Source organism: Namhaeicola litoreus (genome assembly GCF_042679565.1).
Taxonomy (GTDB): Bacteria; Bacteroidota; Bacteroidia; order Flavobacteriales; family Flavobacteriaceae; genus Namhaeicola; species Namhaeicola litoreus.
On record NZ_JBHTMY010000003.1, the window covers coordinates 203796 to 223293 of the forward strand.

Consider the following 19498-nt stretch of genomic DNA (forward strand, 5'->3'; position numbering starts at 1 on the left):
TAATGGAGTATAAAGTAACACCCAAAAAACGCTTCGCACATACGCTTGAATTTTTACAGCGCGTCTTACCTGCTCCAGCGAAAATTTTAGATTTGGGTGTTCGCAATGAACTCAGTATTTTGATGGAAGAAGCCGGGTATACGGTTATAAATACTACAGGAGAAGATTTAGATATTGACTTTTCTATTGTGAAAGAAAATTTTGATGCAGTAACCGCATTTGAAATATTCGAGCATCTAATCGCTCCGTTTAATGTTTTGAGCGCTGTACAGGCTCATAAACTCATCACCACAGTACCACTTAATTTATGGTTTGCTAAAGCCTATAGAAGTAATACAGATAAGTGGGACAGGCATTACCACGAGTTTGAAGACTGGCAATTCGACTGGCTTTTGGAAAAGTCGGGCTGGCAGATCAAAGAATCATCGAAATGGACAAGTCCGGTTAAAAAGATTGGATTCCGACCTGTATTACGCCAATTTACACCAAGGTATTATGCCGTTTATGCTGAAAGGATGCCATGAAAATTGGAATGATTTTAGACAAAGAATTTCCGCCTGATCCAAGGGTGCAAAATGAAGCGAAGTCTTTGATTGAACATGGTCATGAAGTTTTTCTATTCTGTTTAGAAAGTAAAAATCCGATTGCCGAGGAAAATGTTGGGGGTATAAGAGTAAGGAGGTATCCTACATCTAAATTAATGTATAAATCATCGGCCTTGGCCTATGATTTTCCGCTATACCATCGCCTTATTCAAAAAAAAATTAGGCACTTTTTAAAAAATAACTTGATTGAAGTAATTCATATTCACGACCTGCCGGTTGCAAATGCAGTTTTTGATGCGAATAAATCGTTTAAGCTTCCAGTTGTTCTCGATCTTCACGAGAATAGGCCTGAAATAATGCGGCACTATTCTTTTGTAAATAGTGGTTTGGGCAAGTATTTGATCTCCATAGAAAGATGGAAAAAAGCTGAATGTAAAATGGCACATTTAGCGGATGGCGTTTTCGTGGTTACTGAAGAAGCCAAAACAGAAATTTCAGAGCGATGCAAAATAGATGAAAATAAAATCAGCGTGCTTCCCAATACTGTGGCTAGAGATTTTTTTGAAAATGTTCAATTTGACAATAAAATTAGGGAAAGGTTTTCTAATGATTTTATGGCGCTATATATCGGAGATACCGGCTTGAGAAGAGGATTGGTTTCAGTGATTAAATCTATTCCTCATGTGGTCGAAATTATTCCTAATTTTAAACTGGTTATCGTTGGTAAGAGTTCTTCAGATTCTGATCTAAAAAAGGTTGTCGAAGATTTAAATCTTGGTGATTTTGTTGTTTTTGAAGGTTGGAAAGAGCCAAAGACTTTTCAGTCGTATATTGCTGCAAGTTCGGTATGTATTTCTCCTTTATTGAGAAATATGCATCACGATACGACTTATGCCAATAAGATTTTTCAATATATGAGTCAGGAAAAACCTGTGCTAGTGAGTGATTGTCTGGCGCAAAAAAATATTGTCGAAGAGGTGGTTTGCGGTTTGGTGCATAGAGAAGATGATGAAATGGATATTGCGGAGAAGTTGATTTGGATGTATCAAAATAAACAAGAACTAAATAAAATGGGTCTGCGCGGTAAGGCCTTTGTAAAGGATCATTTTCATTGGGAAATAACGTCAAAATCTATGATTGATTATTATCAGAAAATAAAATCACCATCGTGAAAGTACTCTTAATTACTTATTATTGGCCGCCAGCAGGTGGAAGTGGAGTCCAGCGATGGCTCTATTTTACGAAATACTTGACGGAGATGGGTGTCGACGTGGTGGTTTACACGCCTGAAAATCCGGAATATGCAATCGTAGATCAGAATCTGGTAAATGAAGTTCCCAATAACTTGGAAGTCATTAGAACAAAAATTTTTGAACCAAACCAGATTTTGACATATTTCAACAGGAGTAAAAAACAAGAAAGTGCCGGCTTTTTAAATCCTAACCCCGGATTTTTAGAGCGTCAATTGCAATATATCAGAGCGAATTTTTTTATACCAGATGCGAGGAAGTTTTGGGTAAAACCTTCCGTAGATTTTTTAACGGATTACCTAAGAAATAACCATGTAGATGTGGTGATAAGTTCAGGTCCGCCGCATAGCATGCATTTAATTGGACTCGCGCTTAAAGAAAAATTGGGTGTAAAATGGGTAGCTGATTTTAGAGATCCATGGCTAGATATTGATTATTTTCATCAATTACCACTATCAAAAAAAAGTAAAAGGAAACATGCAGAACTAGAAAAGAAAGTCGCAGAAAAGGCGGATTTACTGCTTGTAGTGGGTAAAAGCATGAAGGATTATTTCAAGCAATTTAATGACAATTCAGAAGTCTTGAGCAATGGGTTTGCCTTTAAGAATATGGGTAAAATGTCATCATTAGACACAGCTTTCAGTTTGACTCACATCGGGCTCATGAATGCTGACAGGAATCCGGAAATACTTTGGGATGTATTGGCTGATCTAATCAAGGCAGATGAAGAATTTTCCAATGATTTATCGATCAATTTAATAGGCAAGGTAGATTCTAAAGTCAAAGATCAGATCAAAAAAAATAATCTAGAAAAGCAGACAAACTATGTAGATTACCTTCCTTATGATGAGGTTGTTAAAAATCAGAATTCGGCGCAAGTGCTTTTACTCCCGATAAATCAAGTTCCTTTTGCCAAAGGAATTATCACTGGAAAAGTTTTTGAATATTTACAGAGTAAAAGACCGATTTTGGCGATTGCCCCAAAAGAGGGTGATCTGGCAGAGATCATAAATGAAACTAAATCGGGCGTAGTAATTGACTTCAGAGAAAAAGAAAAATTAAAGGAAGTAATATTGTCATTTTACAAAAGTTATAAGGCAAAGAATTTGTTTGTTGATTCTGAAAACATAGATCAATATGATAGGAAGGAAATAGCAAAGAACTTATATGCTTTACTGAATAAAATTAATGCTGAATGAAAAAAATTGTTACCATAGTTGGTGCTCGTCCACAATTTATAAAAGCTGCTGTCTTGAGCAGAATTATTGTGGAGAAAAATGAGTTTGAAGAAATTGTAGTACATACCGGTCAACATTTCGATCAGAATATGAGCGAAATATTTTTTAATGAAATGGATTTACCAATCCCAAAATATAACTTGGATATCCATGAATCGATGCACGGAGCAATGACCGGTAAAATGCTGGAAAAAATAGAAAAGGTACTAGTTTTGGAAAACCCCGATGCAGTTGTAGTTTATGGAGATACGAACTCCACTTTGGCGGGTGCTTTGGCAGCTAATAAAATGCATATTCAAGTGGCCCATATCGAAGCGGGTTTGAGGTCGTTCAATATGGAGATGCCTGAAGAAGTTAATAGGATTATTACAGATCGCATTTCTAATCAATTGTTTTGTCCAACAAAACAAGCTTTGGAGAATTTAAAGAGCGAGGGTTTTGATCATTTTGGTATCGACATTGTTTTAAGCGGGGATATCATGAAAGATGCCGTGTCTTATTACAATCAAAAAGCAGAAGCCAACTCAACCATATTGGAGCAATTTGATCTAGACAGTGACAAATTCGTTCTAGCTACGATACATCGTCAGGAAAATACTGATGATCCAATTAAGTTAAAGAATATACTAAAAGGCCTTGATGATATTTCTGAAGAGATAAAAGTAGTCATGCCCTTGCATCCCAGAACTAAAAAGAGAATTGCCGAGTTTGAGTTATCCACAAAAGTATTACTGATTGACCCGGTTGGTTATTTCGACATGCTCAAGTTATTGGCCCATTGTAAAATGGTAGTTACAGATAGTGGAGGCCTACAAAAGGAGAGTTTTTTTAATAAAAAACACTGCATAATTGCTAGAGATGAAACAGAATGGAAAGAATTGGTAGACAATGGTTTTGCTAAAATTGTGGGAACTGATGCGGGTAAAATGTTAGACGCTTATGACCATTTTTTAAAGGCTAAGTCCAATTTTGAAATGAATTTATACGGAGACAATGTAGGTGAAACCATCTATTTTCATCTAAAAAATAAACTTGGATTGAATTAATCGATCATAGAATAGACAGGATCAGAGACTTGGTATTTTTTACAATAAAAAACGAGTAAGATTTGAACAAATAAATGTAAAATGACCAAAGCAATAATGGCATATATGGGCACGCCAAAAAGTTGCCAAGGCCAAGAGTAGGTCCAAACTCCTAATGCGATAGTGATCATTTCACCAAATGCCGGAAAAATGGCAGCAATAACCAAAGCCAGAATAATTTTGTTAAAAAGTCTTTTTATTTTGACAACCTCCAAGAGTTTTTGTTCAAGGTCATAGATAAAATAGAAACTTAACATCCATGCAAAAGGCAGCCAATATGGAAATGCCCTATGATTAGACAGGTCGTGATATTCCCAATAACCATTCCAAATGCCCCATTTTTCGGCCATTACACCAAAAATTCCAGTCAAGATCATTCCTGTTAGCAAGACATAATTTTTTGTTCCATCTATTTTAATGATGGGAATGACTTTTCTTAACAGGTGTACAAAAAGGATTCCCGCAACTAAGATGTCGAATTGATGTAGCAATCCAATTACAAGACCAGCAAGTACTAATTTAAGCAGTGCCTTTATAAGAATTTGATAAAAAGTTTTTCGATCGATTATTTCCATATTATTTTTCCGGCTCAAATATAATCATTCGAGTATAATCATGTGCCCGTGGTAATCATTCATCAAAATAATTTGGGAAAGTATAAGTTGTTGTAATTAATATGGGGTTTATAAATTACATATGTAATTAAATACATAAATATTAGTTTATAAATGAAACTAAAAACTATATTTGTGTTTAATTATAGAAAGTGAAAAGTAATATTTGCATTCGAAAAATAAGAATAGTAAAAAATAAAAGATATGTGTGGAATTGTTTGTGCATTTGATTTAAAAGAAGATTCGGAAATTTTAAGACCAAAACTGTTAGAGATGTCAAAAAAAATAAGACATCGTGGACCAGATTGGAGCGGTATTTATGCCGATGATAATGCAATTTTGGCCCATGAGCGTCTGGCAATTGTAGATCCGGCTTCAGGAAAGCAACCCTTGTTCAGTGAAGATAGAAAGCTAGTTCTTGCCGCAAATGGAGAAATCTATAACCATAAAGAATTGAGGAAACAATTTGAAGGTAAATACAATTTTCAAACTGCTTCTGATTGTGAGGTGATTTTGGCTTTATACAAAGAAAAAGGGCCAACATTCATTGATGAAATGAATGGAATTTTTGGTTTTGCACTTTATGATGCAGATAAAAACGAGTACTTTATTGCACGAGATCATATGGGTATCATTCCTTTATACATGGGTTGGGATAAAAACGGAACTTTTTATGTGGCTTCTGAGTTGAAAGCCTTAGAAGGATATTGTTCTAAGATTGAACTATTTCCTCCGGGGCATTATTTACACAGTAAAGATGGCGAGCTAAAAAAGTGGTATGACAGAGAATGGAAGGATTATGAGGCCGTCAAAGAGAACCAAACCAGTATAGATGAGTTAAGAGTAGCACTTGAGGCTGCTGTTCACCGCCAATTGATGTCGGATGTCCCTTATGGCGTTTTACTATCCGGAGGATTGGATTCATCTGTTACATCTGCTATTGCGAAAAAATATGCAGAAAAGAGAATAGAATCGGATGATACTCAAGCTGCCTGGTGGCCGCAGCTGCATTCATTTTCTGTAGGTTTAGAGGGGTCACCGGATTTAGCTGCAGCTCAAAAAGTGGCAGATCATATTGGAACCGTTCATCATGAGATAAAATTTACGATACAAGAAGGTTTAGATGCTATTCGTGATGTAATTTATAATCTTGAAACCTATGATATAACTACTATTCGAGCATCAACTCCCATGTATCTGATGGCCAGGGTAATCAAATCAATGGGAGTAAAAATGGTATTATCGGGAGAGGGAGCGGACGAATTATTTGGAGGGTATTTGTATTTCCACAAAGCACCAAATGCAGAAGAATTTCATAAAGAAACAGTGCGAAAATTAGAAAAGCTACATATGTATGATTGTTTGCGTGCGAATAAATCATTAGCTGCATGGGGGATTGAAGGTAGAGTGCCTTTTTTAGATAAGGAATTTATGGATGTGGCCATGAGAATCAATCCTCAGGATAAAATGATCAACGGGGAACGAATGGAAAAGTGGGTTGTTCGAAAAGCTTTCGAAAGTTATTTGCCTGAGAGTGTGGCCTGGAGACAAAAGGAACAATTTTCTGATGGTGTAGGCTATAGCTGGATAGATACATTAAAGTTAATGGTCAATGAAAAAATTTCTGATGAACAGTTAGCGAATGCGCATTTTAAATTTCCTATTCAAACACCGACCACAAAGGAAGAATTTTACTACCGTTCTATTTTTGAAGAGCATTTCCCTTCGGATACTGCTGCGTTATGTGTGCCTCAAGAACCTTCTGTTGCCTGCAGCACGAAAATTGCTTTGGAGTGGGATGAAAGTTTTAAAAACTCAAACGAGCCATCGGGTAGGGCCATTGCCAACGTACATACCGATGCCTATGTCAAGGGGTAAAATAAAAAATAGGGAGCTCAGCTCCCTTTTTTTATAGATTGAATATTTTATCAATCGTTTTTTTATTTTCTGTATGAGCAGTTGCCTGACTATTAGGTAAGTACAATTGATTTAATTTCTCTTTATAAGTGTCTGTAATCACAAAACGAACCATTTTTAATGTTGAGTTGATCATTTTATTAGCTTCAGAAAACTCTTCTTCTATTATTTGAAAATTAGAAGGAATCCATTTTTCAGGAAACTTGTTTTTGAATTCTTTTTGATTTTTAAAAGCCAGTACTTCCGACTTTACTTTATCCAAAATTACTTGTGAATCAGTTACCCTATTTTTTTTGATCCAGTCCGAGACAACAGGTTTGTTTAAAGTAACCAAAGCGGTGGTAAATTTTTTGTGGTCATTATAAATCATGCATTGATGAATAAATGAGGAAGAATTAACAATAGCTTCTTCAATCTCCTCAGGAGAGTATTTTTCACCATCTTCTGAAATCAGTAAGGCCTTTTCTCGACCCACAACAACAAGGAAGTCGTCTTCATCAAAATAACCTAAGTCACCTGTATAAAGCCATTCATTTTTAAGAGCTTTTGAGGTAGCTTCCTCATTTTTATAATAGCCTTTCATCACGTTATCACCCTTAATAATGATCTCGCCTTTTTGTCCTTTAGCTAATTCAATGGCATTTTCATCTACGATCTTGCATTTAATATTATCTAGTAGTTTTCCGGAGGTACCCATTTTATGAAAAAAGGGCGTATTGGTTGAAATGATAGGTGTTGCTTCTGTAAGTCCATAACCTTGATATACTGGTATGCCAATGGCCTTGTAAAACTGTTGTTGTTTGATATCGAGGAGCGCACCTCCTCCCACAAAAAACTCGATATTGCTGCCGAAAATATGTTTCAGTTTTTTAAAAATAAGAAGTTTTGCCAAACTATAATGAAACCAGGTGGAGAGTTGTGTGGATAAACCTGGTTTATTGAAACCATTGCCATTTCTTTTTATGGCGGCTTTTAAACCTCTCTCAAAAATACCTTCGATTACATCGCCTTTAGCCGATATTCCCTCTTGAATTTTGTTGATGAAATTCGCTGTTAAGGCTGGCACCGTCAATAAAAAATTTGGATTGGCTTCTTTTAAATTAATGGGAATGTTTTTAAGGGCATTCATTCCGCCTCCTCTGGCATCTACAAAATAAAGCGCCAAGCCTTTTACAAGCGAAGTATAAATACCTACTGTATGGGCAAAAGAATGATCTGTTGGTAAGATCAACAATGTTCGTATGTTTTCCCGGATTTGAAAAGTGTTCACCGCCTCGTGACTATTGGAGAAGTAGTTTAAATGTGTAAGCATAATTCCTTTGGGATTACCTGTAGTACCTGAGGTATAACAGATGGTCACTACATCATTTTCTGTTATACTTTCCCTTAAATTACTGAGTTTTTTACTGTTTTCATTGAATTTTGCTCTGCCTATTTCATAAAGATCTTCAATGTATAAAATTCGCTTTTCATCAAAATCAAGTTGTTTGCAAATCTCCGTAATCTTTTTTGAGGGCTTATCCAAAATGACTAGTTGCAGGTCTTTATACTCAAACTTATTCCATTGGCTAATAACTTTTTCTAATGTATTTTCCGATACAATAATCATTTTAGAATCAGAATGATTCACTCGAAAAGGAATCTCTTCCGGTAATAATTTTATGGAAAGTGGAACTGAGATCGCACCGGCATATAGAATGGCAAATTCAGAAATGATCCAGTCGGCTTTTGCCTCAGATAGAATGGTAATTTTATCCTCATAGTTTATTCCTAAATCCAATAGAACCGAAGATAAGTGTAGAGCTTTTTTCCGGGTATCAGAAAAGGTTGTAGACTTCCATCCATTGTCCTCTTTTTGATTGAGATATGGGGATTGAGCATAAGTATTGGCAGCTCTGTCGAGCATGTTAAAAATGGTGCGCGTTTTCATCATTTCTTATTTTGGGCGATAAAAATACACTTTTTGGTATCAATTTGATGAAAAATGGAGTTTTGTCTTGTTTAACAATAAAGAATAGACCTGCGATATTTCATTTACTTCAGTACCTTTGTCAAAAAAAGAAAAAAAATGGATTTACCCAAGTTTATGCTAGGAGATAATACGGATTGTCCGGATGATATTTTTGTTATCCATACCGAGTTTCCTCGTTTTGTCATTAACTTAGTAAATGATGAGGTGGAGTGGTTTGACGATTTGGAAGGAGATGAAACAGAATTGGCTAATGAGGTTTCTGAATTGATAGAATTAGCAGGAATCTTTTATGACCGCGAAATGGAACGTTATTCTGAGTAATTGATTAAACTGCATATTCGAAAGAGGTGTAGTTGTGTTTATAAAATTCTTTTAGTTTTAAACTTTCACGAACCACTTCTCCAATGATTATCACGGCCGGGTTAGATAATTCTTGTTCATTTGCAATACCCAGAATATTATCAATTAACCCGAAGCCAATTTTTTCTTGTGAAGTTGTCCCATTTTGAATGATGGCAATCGGCCTATCTCCTTTATTTTCCTGCTGAAAGATTTCTACGATTTGTTCTAATCTAGACATTCCCATTAGGATCACGACTGTTGCCGAGGATTGTACTGCTAGTTTAAGGTCAGCGCTCAATCGATGGCTAGAAGTTGTACCGGTAATCACCCAAAAACTTTCAGAAACACCCCGTTTTGTCACCCCAATACCAAAACGCGAAGGCACAGATATGGCTGAGGTAATTCCAGGAATCACTTCCGCATTGATTCCATATGGTTCAACATGGTCTAATTCTTCGAGACCCCTGCCAAAAACAAAGGGATCACCACCTTTTAATCGCACTATATGCCTGTATTTTTTGGAGAGATTAACAATGATTTCTTGAATCTCAAGTTGTGAAAAGGCTTTAAAACCATTTCTTTTACCTACAAATATTTTTAAGGCATTCGGCGCATAGGTCAATAGCTCTTTACAGGCTAAGGCATCGTATAATACAACATCAGCCTTTTGTAAAGATTTAATTCCTTTTAAAGTAATCAATTCAGGATCTCCGGGTCCTGCGCCTACAAGAGATAAAGTGCATGAAAAGTTATCCATTTGCTATACTGATTGCTCTTAGTTCGTCAATTTTTTGATAAAAATCTTTTGCCTCATTTAAATAATTTTGTGCAAAGGTTTGATTAGGTTGATTTTGGTTGATTTGATACACTAATTCTTTAAATGATTTGTGCATTTTTATTAATCCACTTTGAACGAAAGCAGTGTCGAACTCATCTATAATTCCCTTATGGGTATTTGTTTTAAAATTTTCGCCAATAAGTACAGCCTTAGCCGTATTAATCATTGAGGCGTATGCATGATATATTCCATCGGCATACTTTTTATTTTCTATGGCTTGCACAGCATTATCTAATTTTTCCTCACTTTCAAATAATAGGGTAGCAACAAGATCAATCACCACACCTGCACATTCACCTACACCTATAGCTTTTACATACGTATTTTCATGTCCCCAATCAATAAAATCATCTTGAACTAGGTCATCAGAATTAGAGAGTGGTTTAAGCAATTGATAAAAATAATTCTTTCCTTGCCGGTCAAAATAGTCATTGAACAACTCAGAAGAGAATTTGTTCAATTCATAATCATTCAGCAGTCCTCGCAAAGCCTGCGGACCTCTTTTGCTCGGTATTTTAATTATTTTTTCTGAAAGTCTTCCGAGGCCGTTCCCAACAGTTCCGCCGCCGAGTAGAACTTGCAATCCTGGCGCAACAAGATTTCCTGATTTTATAGACATCCCATGAAAACCGATTTGTGCCATACTGTGTTGTCCACAAGAATTCATACAGCCACTTATCTTGATAGTAATATCGCTGTTATAAATGTATTGAGGATACTCAGTTTTGATAACATTTTCGAGTACTCTAGAGATGCCTGTGCTACTGGCAATACCCAAATTACAGGTATCTGTACCCGGGCAAGCTGTAATATCCAAAGTACTGTTGTAACCAAGATCTGTAAAACCTAGCTGGTTTAGTTCACTATAGAAAAATGGTAGAAATTCTTTTCGGACATGCCTGATTAGAATATTTTGCTTTAGAGACAAACGTATTTCGTTACCGGCATAAGTTTTGACTAAATCTGCTAATTTTCTCGCTTGATCCAAGTAAAAATCACCCAATTGCACTTTTATTCCAATGGCAAAAAGACCCTCTTGTTTTTGCTTGAAAGCGTTTGTTTTTAACCAAGTTTCGTACTCCGGAAACCTATCCAAGTCAATTTTTGGGACCAGTACATCTTTTAAACGGACTGTATTATCATATGAAGATAAATCAATAGGGTAAGATTGATATGCCAAAGCTTTTTGTTCTTCTTTCACGAAGTCCAAGAACTTTCTCACTCCGATTTCTTCGAGCAAGAATTTTAGCCTTGCCTTTGCTCTTTTTGCTCTTTCTCCATAGCGATCAAAGATGCGTAAAACACCTTCCGTAAATGGGATTATTTGGTCTTCTTGTAGAAATTCATGTGCGAGATCTCCATGGCGTGATTGTGATCCCAATCCGCCGCCAATCAATACTTTAAAACCCCGAACTTCTTTATTGTCGATCCACTTAGTTTTAGCAATAAAGCCCAAATCATGCATATAGCTTAGCGCGTCATCAGCCTCTGTAGCCGAGAAAGAAATTTTAAATTTTCTTCCCATTTCCTGACAAATTGGATTTCTTAAGAAAAAGCGGAACATGGCATCTGCATAGGGAGAAACATCAAATGGCTCCTCTGGATTTATACCTGCCGTTTCTGAAGCCGTTATATTTCTCACAGTATTTCCACAGGCTTCACGCAATGTGATTTCATCTTTTTCCAATTCAGCCCATAACTCGGGAGTTCTATCTAAACTGACATAATGAATTTGTATGTCCTGACGAGTAGTGATATGTAACCTACCTGTTGAATATTCTTCCGAAACATCACAAATACGTTTCAATTGCTCAGCAGTTAATTTACCAAAAGGTAATTTAATCCGAATCATTTGAACGCCTTCTTGTCTTTGCCCATAAACACCTCTGGCTAGACGAAGGCTTCTAAAACGCTCTTCATCAATTTTTCCTTCTTTAAATAATCGAATCTTTTTTTCTAGATCGATGATATCTTTTTGGACAATAGGATTCTCTATTTCAGTTCTGAAACTTTGCATGATGTATGGATTTATTAGAAATTATAGAAGGGGGAAACCTTTGTAGCACTATAGGTGAATCCCACATTCTCTGTTTAAAAAAACTTTTGTCGGATCGAAGTATTTTAATTCGTTAGGTAATTCGTTTGCTTTTAAATACAATTCTATTTCCGTATCATTCCAATAAAAAAATGGACTTACTTTAAGAATACCATCTTTTGTCATAGTAACAATATCTAATGAATCTCTATGTTCAGTTTGCCCTTTACGGATATTTGTAAACCAAACATCTGGTGCAATTTGAGATAGAGCTCTTTTAAAAGGTTCTAATTTTACTTCCTTTGTAAACTGCTTATGAGCCTCTGTACCTACTTCAGGTATTCCATAGACTACATCTCTAAATGCAGTGGTAGTTTTGGGTACAAAAATCTGCATATTCAAATTAAATCGATTAATCAATTTATTGGCATATTTGTAGGTCTGAGGTGTGTTGTAACCTGTATCCACCCAAACCACTTCAATGTCTTTTTTAATTGAATTAACTGCATGAATTAATGAAGCCGAATAAGGTCCAAAGTTGGTTGTCAGTATCGGTCTTTTTGCTGAATCAATAGCCCATTTGATAATCTCAAAAGGATCCTTTTCCCTTAATTCTGCGTTTAAAATTGACAAATCTATGTATGAAAAATTAGGCTTCATTTTTTCCCCATTTTATAAAGTTCCAAGCTCTTTCGTGAAAAAAGTATAAAAGAATTTTTGTAATTGTTTCTACTGCACCGATAGACAAGGCCAATGATAAGGTTCCGGTAATTAGGTATGAGATGACAATGGTATCTAGCGTGCCTACAATTCGCCAACTGATAGATTTGGCTATGCTGCGGGATGTTTTCTCCAAAGGAGAATTCTGACTCGCTTCTCTGTGATCTACATCAAGTACTTTATCTAAAATCATTTCTTAAATACTATAAGTCTATCGGAATAATAGGATAATAAAGCAAATATAAAGAAATAATATTTTGATGAGCAAATAAAAAGCGATAAAAAAAATAAAAAAATTATTTAATATCTTCTAACGTATTGTTTTTGAAGATGTTAAGTGTACTGTCTCTTACTTGAATCATTAGCTTGTGAACGCCACATGCATTTTCATCAGGACAATCTTCACATCGCTCGTAGTAGTTCAAGCTAACGCAGGGTAGCATGGCAATAGGTCCTTCTAAGATTCTAATCACGTCGGTCATTGGGATTTCGGAAGGTTTTTTTAGTAAGTAATATCCGCCGCCCTTACCTTTTTTTGAACCCAAAAAGCCCGTCTTCCTCAAGGATAATAGAATACTCTCCAAAAATTTATGAGGAATGTTTTCTTGTTCAGCTATAGTTGCGATCTGAACCATTTTGTTTTCTTGTCTGGCTATGTAGGCCAAGGCTTTTAGTCCGTATTTGGTCTTTTTCGATATCATAGCTTAAATATAAGGAATGTGCATATTTATTTCGATGATCTTTGTCAATAATTGGTGTGAACTACTTTTTTCCCGACTCAACCAATTCCAATTGATCTACATTTGTTTTGGCGGTAAACATACCATAATTAATTGTAGCCACATTCTTTTCAATTTTTTCTATGGTGCCTTTGGCTGTACCTTCTATCATTCTCACCCTATCATTTACTTTGAACTCATAATCACTTTGCTCTCTCGCAATTTTTTTCTCTTTGGCTATTTTTATTTTGCGCACTTTTTTTACTTCCTCCAAAATTTCCTGTTCTACTTTTAAAAGGGCATCCTTTTTAATCTTTTCTTCTTTTCGTACCTGTTCGTTAATTTTTTTTCGCTCTCGTTTTGAAATCGGTTTTGCCTGAGAGAGATCAACTTTATCAATTACTTTTGATTTTTTTTCTTCTATTTGTTTTTTGTGTTTGGCATGCTCCATTCCCACCCATTTCATCAATTGATCTTTCAATTCTTTTTTATTTTCACTTTGAAAGAATTTGTGAAGAATTTGGTTTAACTGTCGCCCATACATCAACATTTTTTGATTCTGATCATAGAGTTCCTGAAACTGGTTGACTTTTGCCTGAATCTTTGCCTGTTTTTCTGCTAAAATTTGCGAACTCTCTTCTGCCAAGGCTTTTTCTTTTTCAAGTTCTTCCGAAGTTTTTCTCAAAACATTTCTTTCGGTTTGTAATTTTGCAATCGTTTTATCTAATCTAATTTTCTCTCTTTCTACTTTCTTTTTTGCTCGGTTGATTAAGCGAAAGGGAATCCCATTTTTCTGTGCCACCTCAAAAGTAAAAGAGCTTCCTGCCTGACCTGTAATTAATTTGTATAGAGGTTCTAGAGTTTTTTGGTCGAACTGCATATTGGCATTTAGGACTTCTGGGAGTTCATCGGCCAATACTTTTAAATTGGCATAGTGCGTTGTTATTATCCCATATGATCCGTTTTCATAGAATTCTTCTAAAAATACTTCGGCTAATGCACCACCTAACTCGGGGTCACTTCCTGTTCCAAATTCATCGATTAAAAACAAAGTATTTTTGTTGCATTTTTCGAGGAATTGGCGCATATTTTTTAAACGATAACTATAGGTGCTCAAATGATTTTCAATGGATTGATTATCTCCAATATCCGTCAGAATTTTATCGAAAAACGTAGCCCTACTTTTTTCATTTACAGGTATCAAAATGGCACTTTGCAGCATCACCTGTAAAAGACCAACCGTTTTTAAGGTAATACTTTTACCACCCGCATTTGGACCCGAAATGACAATGATTCTCTGTTCGGCGTCTAATCGAATACTTTGTGGTATGGTTTTAACCTTCTTTTTTTTATTTTCCGCCCATAATAACGGATGGTAGGCATTTTGTAGGTCGATAATTTTTTCCTTAGATATTTTTGGAAGACAGGCATTTATATCATGTGCATACTTTGCTTTGGACCCAGAAACATCAAGAGCTGTTAAATAAGTCTGTTGATTTCTTAAAATATCTTCAAAAGGGCGTAATTCATCCGTTAGTTTTCTCAGTATCTTAATGAGCTCTTCTTTTTCTTCGTACTCAAGAATATTTAGCTCTCGAGTAAATTTCAAAGTAGATTCTGGAGCGATATAAACAATGCTCCCGGTTTTTGAGCTACCCAGAATAGAACCTTTTACTTTCTTACGATTCATGGCCTGAACTGCCAAAACTCTTTGATTTTCTACTACAGATTCTTTGATGTCATCTAAATAGCCAAGACTAGAATAATGACCTAAAGACTTGTTAAAACTAGCACTAATTTGACCCCGGGCATGATTGATCCGCCTTCTTATAACGCTTAACTCAATGCTTGAATCGTCCTTTACTTCGCCAAAATTGGTAATATATTTTTCGATTAGTTTTGAGACTGCAGGCTCGTATGCTACTTCAAGCGATTGTTCATGTAAATTGGGATAAATCTCCTTGAACTTTTCAAAGAATTGTTTTAGAATGAGGACTGTTTTGGAGACTGCAGATAATTTTAACAAAGCTTTGCCTTCCAAATAGCTATCAACAATCCTTACATACAATAATTCCTTGCTTATTTCTTCAAAGTAGTGATTTGGAATTCTATTATTGTTTTGAAATGAACTGAGGTATTCATTGGTGATAGCCAATTCCGTAAGCAGTTTTTTGATATTAGCAAACGGTTTAATATGCAATACCTGCTCTTTTCCTAAATCAGTAAGACAAAACCCTGAAATAATTTTCAGAACCTGTTCAAATTCGAGATCGTTTAAAGTATTTTGCGTTATTTTGCTTATCAAAGTGGGCTATTTTATGTGCAAAAATATAAAAATCTAATCAGAGCAAATATCGATTATAACGAATCAAATGGATATAAAAATTGAACGAAGTTGGTATAAAATTTTAAAAGATGAATTTGAGGAGGATTATTTTATTTCTTTAATTGAATTTGTTAAAAATGAGTACAGAGAAAATACTTGTTATCCCAAAGGAAAGGAAATCTTCAAAGCCTTTGACGCATGCCCATTTGACAAAGTAAAGGTTGTCATTATCGGTCAAGATCCCTACCATGGACCAAACCAAGCCAATGGTTTATGCTTCTCTGTTCATAAGGGAATACAACATCCGCCTTCTCTCATTAATATTTTTAAGGAACTCGAAAACGATGTCCAAAAATCTTATCCCGATAACGGAGATCTATCATCTTGGGCAGAACAAGGTGTATTATTGCTAAATGCAACATTAACAGTGAGATCAGGTCAAGCAGGATCTCATCAGAAAAAAGGATGGGAAAGATTTACTGATGCTGTAATTGCTTCTTTATCTGAAAACCAGCAAAACATCGTTTTTCTGCTATGGGGTGGTTTTGCCAAACAAAAGGGTTCTAAAATAGATAGAAATAAACATTTAATTCTTACTTCGGGTCATCCCTCCCCATTAAGTGCTAATAGGGGTTATTGGTTTGGTAATAAGCATTTTAGTAAGGCTAACGATTACCTCATTCAGATTGGAAAAACGCCCATAACTTGGTAATTAAAAATTCATTGTTACACCTAGCAGTGGACCAAATGTTGTTACATTTGTTTTGATTCTTTCCTCTCCAGAACCTTCAATTCTTTTATACTGGAACGTTTTATAACCGGCAGTAACGGTGAGTAATTTCGAAACTTTGAATGTATTGAGATAACTCAGATCATAGTAAAAATCAGAAGCATTACCCAGACCAAATCCACCTATATTTGTTTGTAAGCTCATTAATACGCTTTTACTTAATATTAATCTAAAACTTGTACCAACTACCGGATCCCACCATTTTTGAGTTTCACTTAAATTTCCTGTGATAGGGGGGAGGATATCACCTATGGGAATGGTATACTTGAAGTTAATATCATTCAACCAATAAATGGCTCCTAATGTAACTTCCATTGCCCATCCATCGATGATATCGTTATTATCATAATCGAGATGGTCTATTAAGACATAGCCAATCTTGTTATCAAGAATAATTTGATTGATACCGAGGTCGTATTGCACAAAACTTTCCTGACCATCATCTCCTAACTTTGCATAGGTAAGATTGGAACTTACGAACCATTTTTTATAGTATATCTTTCCCGCTAATTGCATACCAAAATTTGTCAAAGAAGTTAAGTCATTGAATGACTGTCTGAGTCGTTCATCATTTACATCAGTCGCCTGCCCTGCCAACCAAGCGTAAGGCGCGAGTTTAAAGCGCCAATCTCTTCGCGCAGATGATTCGGTAAATTCAGATTCTGCATACCCCACCTCATCTTGAGCTTGAGCAAAAAAAGAGAACAGGACAAAAAATGATAGTAAGTAAAATTTCTCCTTCATGAAATAAGTTTTATACGAAGATAAAACTTACATCTTTATAAGGCTAAAAAAGTAAATCAAATTTCAAGAAATTAATATTACGAATGCGTATACATTAATTTTTCATCACAACAAGCGTTGCAATTTGCCCGGTTCCCATGTTCCATTCTTTATCGGCGAGCTTGTACCCATTTCTGTCAAAGACGAGAAATGCTGCGGTATTTGGTCCCGAAGAACCTTGATTTAGTGCTTCAATATCTATGCGATTAAAGCCTTCCTCCAAATCAATATTGATAACGAAATAACGGCCCTCTAAACCTACATTTTTATACAAAACCTTTTCGTTGAGATAAACGCGCACCCGATCTCCATCTACATAACTGTGGTCACGGCATTCTATTCTGATCTTTTTTGAGGTTGTACTGAGTTTACCCAATTCTTGATTCGTTCTCATGGTAGGATTACTCATGTCTTTACCATTAAAGTATCTTAATTTTAAGACATCCTTTTCTGTTTCAGATTGTGCCATAAAATTTGGTAACTTCTTGGTATTACTTTTTAAAAAGTCGAATTCAGTTTTATTTGGATCAAAATTCGGATTATAATCAGGGCTAAAATTATAGTTTTGGGGTATTTTGATATCAAATTGATTTTCTACAGCAGGGGTTTCATTGTCCGATTGTATATTTGAATAGTTAAAACCCTCCAGCTTAATTGATTTGCCCTGGTCTATTTGAGCATAGAATAGTATTGGAATCAAAAGAATTAAAAAAAATAAACTTTTCTTCATCGGTATAAGCTGTAAATCTGCGATAGCAAATATTGTGCAAAAGACAGATTTGAACAAAAATTTCTTATTAAAGAATTCATAAATTTCATCGGATCAAACCTTATAAAAAGCTAAAAATTTCACTTGTTCGGTATATTCTTCAAAATAGAAATTAGGTATTTCCAAAATTTTTGAGAAGATGAAATACTAGCTTTTTCATCAGGTGAGTGTGCCCCACGAATAGTAGGTCCAAATGAAATCATATCTAGTTCAGGATAATGGCTACCTAAAATTCCACATTCCAAACCGGCATGACAAGCTACTACTTTTGGTTTTCTGTCAAAGATTTCAACATATAAATTTTCTAATACGGATAAAATAGCCGAATCGGGATTCGGACTCCATCCCGGATAGTCTCCCGAAAAATTGACTTTGAAACCTTGATCTTCAAAGGTGCTTTTTAATTGGTTTGCCACTTCCATTTTACTTTCTTCTACAGAAGACCTTGTTAAACATTCAATGGTCATTTGATCATTATCGACTGTCACCTTGGCAATGTTATTGGATGCTTCTACTAAGTCATCCATAAACTCACTCATTTTAAAAACACCGTTATGCGCATTTTTTATTGAGGTAAATAATTGTTTTTGGTCTTCTTTAGTGAGAACATCTTCAATAGAACTTAGCGTTTTTAAGGTATAATTTAATTTTGAATCAATTTTCTTAAATTGATTTTTAAGTTTTGCAAATGATTTTTCTAGGGTAGAAATGACAATTTCTTTATCTTTTTGCTTACATGAAAACACAGCAACACTTTCTCTTGGAATGGCATTTCTTAAACTACCTCCTTTTAATGTTGAAAGCTGAATGAAATTTTCAACAGTAAGTAGCATTTCATTCATAAGTTTATTTGCGTTTCCTAAACCTTTGTGAATATCCATCCCTGAATGCCCCCCCATTAATCCGCCTAAGGTTAATTCATAAGAAACAGAATCAGAATTGTTTTTCACTTTTTTGATGGTTTTTGTTGCTGTTACATCAATTCCTCCGGCACAACCAATATCAATTTCATCATCCTCTTCAGTATCGAGATTAAGTAAAATATCGCCCTTTAAAAACCCGCCTTTCAGACCTTTGGCACCCGTCATTCCTGTTTCTTCGTCAATGGTAAAGAGCGCTTCTAATGCAGGATGTTCAATCTCTTTGCTTTCCAAAACCCCCATGATCGCCGCTACACCTAAACCATTATCAGCACCTAAAGTGGTCCCATTCGCTTTTACCCAATCGCCATCAATATACATTTCGATACCCTGTTTGTCAAAGTCAAATTCTGTCGAATTATTTTTTTGATGAACCATATCGAGATGTGATTGCAGTACCACTGTTTTACGGTTCTCCATTCCCGGTGTTGCCGGCTTTCTGATAAGTACGTTACCTATAGCATCTGTTTGTGTTTCTAAGCCGAGCTTCTTACCAAAATCGATCATAAATTGAACAATTTTGTCTTCTTTTTTTGATGCCCTCGGGATGGCATTGATGAAAGAAAAATTTTTCCAGATTGATTTTGGCTCTAATTGTTCTATATTCATTTGAACATTTTTTAAAGAACAAAGTT

The 19498-nt window shown here is 35.4% G+C and carries 18 protein-coding genes; 7 read left to right on the forward strand and 11 right to left on the reverse strand.

The window, feature by feature from the left end; all coding sequences use genetic code 11:
* Positions 1-2 precede the first annotated feature (2 nt).
* Genes ACFQ39_RS08210 through wecB form a run of 4 tightly spaced genes read left to right on the forward strand, consistent with a single transcriptional unit; the run spans position 3 to position 4079 of the window.
* Positions 3-524 carry a methyltransferase gene (locus ACFQ39_RS08210; RefSeq protein WP_377177916.1) on the forward strand — a complete coding sequence of 174 codons (522 nt, stop codon included), beginning with the start codon at positions 3-5 and terminating at the stop codon, positions 522-524.
* Positions 521-1717 carry a glycosyltransferase family 4 protein gene (locus tag ACFQ39_RS08215; RefSeq protein WP_377177918.1) on the forward strand — a complete coding sequence of 399 codons (1197 nt, stop codon included), beginning with the start codon at positions 521-523 and terminating at the stop codon, positions 1715-1717. The genes ACFQ39_RS08210 and ACFQ39_RS08215 overlap by 4 nt, the downstream gene beginning before the upstream one ends.
* Positions 1714-2994: a glycosyltransferase family 4 protein gene (locus ACFQ39_RS08220; protein WP_377177920.1), complete on the forward strand. Its 1281-nt coding sequence runs from the start codon at positions 1714-1716 to the stop codon at positions 2992-2994. The genes ACFQ39_RS08215 and ACFQ39_RS08220 overlap by 4 nt, the downstream gene beginning before the upstream one ends.
* A complete protein-coding gene (gene wecB / locus ACFQ39_RS08225; RefSeq protein ID WP_377177922.1) occupies positions 2991-4079 on the forward strand; it encodes a non-hydrolyzing UDP-N-acetylglucosamine 2-epimerase in 1089 nt (362 codons plus the stop codon). Before ACFQ39_RS08220 ends, wecB begins: the two co-directional genes overlap by 4 nt.
* On the opposite strand, the gene ACFQ39_RS08230 is transcribed toward wecB, so the two are convergent.
* Positions 4076-4693 (reverse strand): hypothetical protein, encoded by a 618-nt coding sequence (locus ACFQ39_RS08230; RefSeq protein ID WP_377177924.1) that lies wholly within the window; start codon positions 4691-4693, stop codon positions 4076-4078. The two genes, wecB and ACFQ39_RS08230, sit on opposite strands and share 4 nt — an antisense overlap.
* A 243-nt stretch (positions 4694-4936) precedes the next feature.
* Between ACFQ39_RS08230 and asnB the strand changes: the two genes are divergently transcribed.
* Positions 4937-6610, forward strand: a complete 1674-nt coding sequence (gene asnB / locus ACFQ39_RS08235; RefSeq protein WP_377177926.1) for an asparagine synthase B — start codon at positions 4937-4939, stop codon at positions 6608-6610.
* A gap of 31 nt (positions 6611-6641) precedes the next feature.
* Here the strand turns inward: asnB and ACFQ39_RS08240 are convergent, their stop codons facing one another.
* A complete protein-coding gene (locus ACFQ39_RS08240) occupies positions 6642-8579 on the reverse strand; it encodes an AMP-dependent synthetase/ligase (RefSeq protein ID WP_377177928.1) in 1938 nt (645 codons plus the stop codon).
* Between the two features lie 138 nt (positions 8580-8717).
* Between ACFQ39_RS08240 and ACFQ39_RS08245 the strand changes: the two genes are divergently transcribed.
* On the forward strand, positions 8718-8942 hold the full coding sequence (locus tag ACFQ39_RS08245; RefSeq protein ID WP_377177929.1) for a hypothetical protein: 225 nt from the start codon (positions 8718-8720) through the stop codon (positions 8940-8942).
* A 4-nt stretch (positions 8943-8946) separates the two neighbouring features.
* On the opposite strand, the gene cobA is transcribed toward ACFQ39_RS08245, so the two are convergent.
* The 6 genes from cobA to ACFQ39_RS08275 form a co-directional block, all read right to left on the reverse strand.
* Positions 8947-9720, reverse strand: coding sequence for a uroporphyrinogen-III C-methyltransferase (gene cobA, locus ACFQ39_RS08250; protein WP_377177931.1), 774 nt, complete (start codon positions 9718-9720; stop codon positions 8947-8949).
* Complete coding sequence (locus ACFQ39_RS08255) at positions 9713-11818, reverse strand: HEPN domain-containing protein (RefSeq protein ID WP_377177933.1); 2106 nt, start codon at positions 11816-11818, stop codon at positions 9713-9715. The genes cobA and ACFQ39_RS08255 overlap by 8 nt, the downstream gene beginning before the upstream one ends.
* Before the next feature lie 48 nt (positions 11819-11866).
* The gene (locus tag ACFQ39_RS08260) at positions 11867-12496 is read right to left on the reverse strand and encodes a phosphoadenosine phosphosulfate reductase domain-containing protein (protein ID WP_377177935.1); all 630 of its coding nucleotides are present in this window, start codon (positions 12494-12496) and stop codon (positions 11867-11869) included.
* A complete protein-coding gene (locus tag ACFQ39_RS08265) occupies positions 12486-12749 on the reverse strand; it encodes a DUF2061 domain-containing protein (RefSeq protein WP_377177937.1) in 264 nt (87 codons plus the stop codon). The genes ACFQ39_RS08260 and ACFQ39_RS08265 overlap by 11 nt, the downstream gene beginning before the upstream one ends.
* Before the next feature lie 103 nt (positions 12750-12852).
* Positions 12853-13257 (reverse strand): RrF2 family transcriptional regulator, encoded by a 405-nt coding sequence (locus tag ACFQ39_RS08270; protein ID WP_377177939.1) that lies wholly within the window; start codon positions 13255-13257, stop codon positions 12853-12855.
* 61 nt (positions 13258-13318) lie between these two features.
* Positions 13319-15577, reverse strand: a complete 2259-nt coding sequence (locus ACFQ39_RS08275; protein ID WP_377179980.1) for an endonuclease MutS2 — start codon at positions 15575-15577, stop codon at positions 13319-13321.
* A 70-nt stretch (positions 15578-15647) separates the two neighbouring features.
* Between ACFQ39_RS08275 and ACFQ39_RS08280 the strand changes: the two genes are divergently transcribed.
* The gene (locus ACFQ39_RS08280) at positions 15648-16313 is read left to right on the forward strand and encodes a uracil-DNA glycosylase (protein WP_377177941.1); all 666 of its coding nucleotides are present in this window, start codon (positions 15648-15650) and stop codon (positions 16311-16313) included.
* Here ACFQ39_RS08280 and ACFQ39_RS08285 read toward each other — a convergent pair whose 3' ends face one another.
* From ACFQ39_RS08285 to ACFQ39_RS08295, 3 genes are all read right to left on the reverse strand, one after another.
* Positions 16314-17135 carry a hypothetical protein gene (locus ACFQ39_RS08285; protein ID WP_377177943.1) on the reverse strand — a complete coding sequence of 274 codons (822 nt, stop codon included), beginning with the start codon at positions 17133-17135 and terminating at the stop codon, positions 16314-16316.
* A gap of 94 nt (positions 17136-17229) precedes the next feature.
* Positions 17230-17904 carry a hypothetical protein gene (locus ACFQ39_RS08290; protein WP_377177945.1) on the reverse strand — a complete coding sequence of 225 codons (675 nt, stop codon included), beginning with the start codon at positions 17902-17904 and terminating at the stop codon, positions 17230-17232.
* Between the two features lie 119 nt (positions 17905-18023).
* A complete protein-coding gene (locus tag ACFQ39_RS08295) occupies positions 18024-19472 on the reverse strand; it encodes an aminoacyl-histidine dipeptidase (protein WP_377177947.1) in 1449 nt (482 codons plus the stop codon).
* Positions 19473-19498: the final 26 nt, after the last annotated feature.

Bases quoted from the DNA above. Each gene is read 5' to 3' on its own strand.
- ACFQ39_RS08215 (WP_377177918.1), top strand. From the start codon at position 521: ATGAAAATTGGAATGATTTTAGACAAAGAATTTCCGCCTGATCCAAGG.
- asnB (WP_377177926.1), top strand. From the start codon at position 4,937: ATGTGTGGAATTGTTTGTGCATTTGATTTAAAAGAAGATTCGGAAATT.
- cobA (WP_377177931.1), bottom strand. From the start codon at position 9,720: ATGGATAACTTTTCATGCACTTTATCTCTTGTAGGCGCAGGACCCGGA.
- ACFQ39_RS08270 (WP_377177939.1), bottom strand. From the start codon at position 13,257: ATGATATCGAAAAAGACCAAATACGGACTAAAAGCCTTGGCCTACATA.
- ACFQ39_RS08210 (WP_377177916.1), top strand. From the start codon at position 3: ATGGAGTATAAAGTAACACCCAAAAAACGCTTCGCACATACGCTTGAA.
- ACFQ39_RS08245 (WP_377177929.1), top strand. From the start codon at position 8,718: ATGGATTTACCCAAGTTTATGCTAGGAGATAATACGGATTGTCCGGAT.
- ACFQ39_RS08280 (WP_377177941.1), top strand. From the start codon at position 15,648: ATGGATATAAAAATTGAACGAAGTTGGTATAAAATTTTAAAAGATGAA.
- ACFQ39_RS08240 (WP_377177928.1), bottom strand. From the start codon at position 8,579: ATGAAAACGCGCACCATTTTTAACATGCTCGACAGAGCTGCCAATACT.
- ACFQ39_RS08260 (WP_377177935.1), bottom strand. From the start codon at position 12,496: ATGAAGCCTAATTTTTCATACATAGATTTGTCAATTTTAAACGCAGAA.
- ACFQ39_RS08255 (WP_377177933.1), bottom strand. From the start codon at position 11,818: ATGCAAAGTTTCAGAACTGAAATAGAGAATCCTATTGTCCAAAAAGAT.
- wecB (WP_377177922.1), top strand. From the start codon at position 2,991: ATGAAAAAAATTGTTACCATAGTTGGTGCTCGTCCACAATTTATAAAA.
- ACFQ39_RS08290 (WP_377177945.1), bottom strand. From the start codon at position 17,904: ATGAAGAAAAGTTTATTTTTTTTAATTCTTTTGATTCCAATACTATTC.
- ACFQ39_RS08230 (WP_377177924.1), bottom strand. From the start codon at position 4,693: ATGGAAATAATCGATCGAAAAACTTTTTATCAAATTCTTATAAAGGCA.
- ACFQ39_RS08265 (WP_377177937.1), bottom strand. From the start codon at position 12,749: ATGATTTTAGATAAAGTACTTGATGTAGATCACAGAGAAGCGAGTCAG.
- ACFQ39_RS08285 (WP_377177943.1), bottom strand. From the start codon at position 17,135: ATGAAGGAGAAATTTTACTTACTATCATTTTTTGTCCTGTTCTCTTTT.
- ACFQ39_RS08295 (WP_377177947.1), bottom strand. From the start codon at position 19,472: ATGAATATAGAACAATTAGAGCCAAAATCAATCTGGAAAAATTTTTCT.